The following is a 4,083-nucleotide window of genomic DNA, read 5'->3' as shown; positions in this document are numbered from 1 at the left end:
GCAAGGCCGCGGGCACCACCGCCGAGGTGGCCGACAAGGCCGGCGCGCCGGCCAAGAAGGCGACCCGGGCCACCAAGGCCACGGTCGCCGCCGCCGGTACCGCGAAGGCGACCAAGGCCGCCGGCAAGGCCGAGGGCGCCGAGGGTGCCGAGGGCGACATCGATCCGGAGCAGTTGGCCGCCGAGATCGAGGACGTCGTGGTCGAGGAGCCCGCGGAGCTGACCCGGGCCGCCGAGGCCGACGCGGCCAGCTCGGCCACGGACAACGACTTCGAGTGGGACGACGAGGAGTCCGAGGCCCTCAAGCAGGCCCGGCGGGACGCTGAGCTGACCGCGTCCGCCGACTCCGTCCGGGCGTACCTGAAGCAGATCGGCAAGGTTCCGCTGCTCAACGCCGAGCAGGAGGTCGAGCTCGCGAAGCGGATCGAGGCCGGCCTGTACGCCGCCGAGCGGCTGCGCGCCTCCGAGGAGGGCGAGGAGAAGCTCAGCCGCGAGATGGTCCGCGACCTCGGGTGGATCTCCCGGGACGGCGAGCGCGCCAAGAACCACCTGCTGGAGGCCAACCTGCGGCTCGTCGTGTCGCTGGCCAAGCGCTACACGGGCCGTGGCATGGCGTTCCTGGACCTGATCCAGGAGGGCAACCTCGGCCTCATCCGCGCCGTCGAGAAGTTCGACTACACCAAGGGCTACAAGTTCTCCACGTACGCCACCTGGTGGATCCGCCAGGCCATCACCCGCGCCATGGCCGACCAGGCCCGCACCATCCGCATCCCGGTGCACATGGTCGAGGTGATCAACAAGCTCGGCCGGATCCAGCGTGAGCTGCTCCAGGACCTGGGCCGTGAGCCCACCCCGGAGGAGCTGGCCAAGGAGATGGACATCACACCCGAGAAGGTGCTGGAGATCCAGCAGTACGCTCGGGAGCCCATCTCGCTCGACCAGACCATCGGCGACGAGGGCGACAGCCAGCTCGGTGACTTCATCGAGGACTCGGAGGCCGTCGTCGCCGTCGACGCGGTGTCCTTCTCGCTCCTGCAGGACCAGCTCCAGCAGGTGCTGCAGACGCTCTCCGAGCGGGAGGCGGGCGTGGTGCGCCTGCGCTTCGGCCTGACCGACGGTCAGCCCCGGACGCTGGACGAGATCGGCCAGGTGTACGGGGTGACCCGGGAGCGCATCCGCCAGATCGAGTCCAAGACGATGTCCAAGCTGCGCCACCCGTCGCGGTCGCAGGTTCTCCGGGACTACCTGGACTGAGCCCCGAGCGTCAACTGAGCGTGTCGTTTTGGACACTTGGTGTGCAACGTCTGATGGCGATCACATGGATGCACGATTGTGATCGTTGACGTGGCACCCTTGGTGCACGGCACACTGTCCGGAGCCATGTGTGACCTCGGTCCCCCGCGGGCACACAGGGAAGGCAGCGCCCGACGTGGGTGTTGCACGATAGGTGAGCAACGACCGAAGAGAGTGTTCATCGGTGACGACCAGAGGAGGAAGGCGATGACCCCGACCCTCACGCCGCCGCCCGAGACGGTGAGCCCCCCGGCCGCCGATGAACGGTGCGACCGCTGCAACGCCGCCGGCAAGCTCCGGATCACCCTCTCGGGTGGGAGTGAGCTGGTGTTCTGTGGACACCACGCGAACAAGTACGCGGAGGATCTCGTGAAGATCACCGTGCGCTACGCGTCCGACCCGGAGTTCAGCTGGCGTGGCGCCGATCTGATGGCGAACTGACCCAGTAACCCCGACATAGCCGACCGGAGGCACCCGAAAGGGCGCCTCCGGTCGGCTTTTTCGCACGCCCCACGCCCCACGCCCCACGCCCCACGCCCCACGCCCCACGCCCCACGCCCCACGCCCCACGCCAAGATCGTGCTCGATCCTGGATGTAGTGGTATCCGGGTGCCAAGAAGGCCACTACTTCACGGATCGAGCACGATCTTGAGCCGGACGGGCCTCGGGGACAGGGGCCCCGGCGGGGTCAGAGCGTCTGGACGGTGGCGATGCGCTCTTCAAGCTGCTCGATGGTCGCCTGGGCGCTCGGCGGGCCGCCACAGATCCGGCGCAGCTCGGCGTGGATCTTGCCGTGCGGCTGGCCCGTACGGTGGTGTCGGGCGGCCACCAGGGCGTTCAGCTGGCGACGTAGCGCCACCCGACGCTGGGCGGCACTCATCGGTGCCGGAGGCGCGACGGGGGCCGCAGCGGCCGGCTCAGCGGCCCTGGAGACGGCACGACGACGTTGGGCGGCCAACTGCTCGGCCTGTCGCTTGGTGAGCAGGAGCGAGACCTGGTCGGCGGTCAGGAGGCCGGGCAGGCCGAGGTACTCCTCCTCCTCGGGCGTGCCGGCCTGGGCCGCCGTGCCGAACGAGGCGCCGTCGAAGATGACCTGGTCCAGCTCGGCGGTGGCGGAGAGGGCCGCGAAGCGCTTCTCCAGTTCGCCGCTGGCCTGGTCGTCACGCTGGGCCCGTTCCAGCAGGTCGTCGTCGAAGCCCTCGCGGTCCTTCGGCTTGCCCAGCACGTGGTCGCGCTCGGCCTCCATCTCGCTGGCCAGCCCCAGCAGGTGGGGCACGCTGGGCAGGAAGACCGAGGCAGTCTCACCGGGGCGCCGGGCCCGGACGAACCGGCCGATCGCCTGGGCGAAGTAGAGCGGGGTGCTGGCGCTGGTCGCGTACACCCCCACGGCCAGGCGGGGGATGTCGACGCCCTCGGACACCATCCGGACCGCGACCATCCAGCGCTGGTCGGACTCCGCGAACGTCGCGATCCGCGCGGAGGCACCCACGTCGTCGGAGAGCACCACGGCGGCCCGCTCCCCGGTCACCTGCTCGATGAGCTTGGCGTACGAACGGGCGGTCTGCTGGTCGCTGGCGATCACCAGCCCACCGGCGTCCGGCATGCCGGCGTTGCGCAGCACGGTGAGCCGCGCGTCGGCCGCGCGCAGCACCTGCGGCATCCAGTCGCCGGCCGGGTCCAGCGCGGTGCGCCACGCCTGCGCCACGAGGTCCTGGGTCATCGGTTCGCCCAGCCGCGCCGCCAACTCCTCACCGGCGTTGGTGCGCCACCGGGTCTCCCCCGAGTACGCGAGGAACAGCACCGGCCGGACGACGTTGTCGCGGAGGGCGTCGGAGTACCCGTACACGGAGTCGGCGTGGGAGCGCAGCAGTCCGTCGCCGCCCCGCTCGTAGGTGACGAACGGGATGGGGTTGTCGTCGGAGCGGAACGGCGTACCGGTGAGCATCAGGCGCCGCTCGGCGCCATCGAAGGCGGCCTTCACCCCGTCGCCCCAGGAACGGGAGTCGCCGGCATGGTGGATCTCGTCGAGGATGACCAGGGTCCGGCGGGTGAGGGTGCGCCGCCGGTGCACCTGCGGGGCCATGCCCACCTGGGCGTACGTGACGACGGCGCCGTGGAAGTCGGCCGAGGAGTGCAGGTCGGCGTTGCGGAACGCGGCGTCGAGCTGGATGCCGACCCGGGCGGCCGACTGCGCCCACTGGGTCTTCAGGTGCTCGGTGGGGGCGACCACGGTGACCGCCTCGACGGTGCCGTCCGCCAGCAGCTCGGCGGCGATCCGCAGGGCGAAGGTCGTCTTACCGGCACCGGGGGTGGCGACCGCGGTGAAGTCGGGGTCACGGCGACGGAGGTACTCCACGAGCGCCTTGCGCTGCCACGCACGTAGGGCGGGGAACGTCTCGATCGCCGGCATGCGGGCCGCCACGCGAAGCTCCTCTCCGACCGCTTGACGAGCGGACCCCGGCCGAGGGCCACGGTGCCGCCGCCCATGAAAACGCCTCCGCGCAGTAGATGCCGCGAAGGCCGACTCAGCATAACCAGCGGAGCTCCCACAACCCACTCGACGCCACGCTGGTCACATCGGGCCCCGGCCCGCACGCCCTCCCCACGCCCGCGATCTTGCACTTTCGGTCGCCGAAACAGCCCGCATCGCGGCTCTCGCCCCGACCCAAACTGCAAGATCCCGGCGGGGCGGGGCGGGGCGGGGGTGGGGGCGGGGTTTGGGGTCGGGGGGGGGGGGGGCGGACCAGCAGGGCGTCCTTGGAGTCGGCCAGGTCGACGTGGACCGTGTCGC

At 71.0% G+C, this 4,083-nt stretch carries 3 protein-coding genes; 2 read left to right on the top strand and 1 reads right to left on the bottom strand.

Features of this window, described 5'->3' with window-relative positions:
* Both AB0I76_RS24120 and AB0I76_RS24115 read left to right on the top strand, forming a co-directional pair.
* Positions 1-1,253 (top strand): RNA polymerase sigma factor (locus AB0I76_RS24120; protein WP_357039564.1); only part of this gene is annotated, 1,253 nt, incomplete at its 5' end.
* A gap of 246 nt (positions 1,254-1,499) precedes the next feature.
* Positions 1,500-1,733, top strand: coding sequence for a hypothetical protein (locus AB0I76_RS24115; RefSeq protein WP_089153815.1), 234 nt, complete (start codon positions 1,500-1,502; stop codon positions 1,731-1,733).
* A gap of 247 nt (positions 1,734-1,980) precedes the next feature.
* Here AB0I76_RS24115 and AB0I76_RS24110 read toward each other — a convergent pair whose 3' ends face one another.
* The gene (locus AB0I76_RS24110) at positions 1,981-3,714 is read right to left on the bottom strand and encodes a DEAD/DEAH box helicase (protein ID WP_357039561.1); all 1,734 of its coding nucleotides are present in this window, start codon (positions 3,712-3,714) and stop codon (positions 1,981-1,983) included.
* Between the last annotated feature and the right edge of the window lie 369 nt (positions 3,715-4,083).

It is taken from the genome of Micromonospora sp. NPDC049799, from assembly GCF_040656655.1.
GTDB lineage: Bacteria > Actinomycetota > Actinomycetes > Mycobacteriales > Micromonosporaceae > Micromonospora.
Note: the sequence above shows the minus strand (reverse complement) of the source record. Positions and strands in the feature narration are given on the sequence as shown.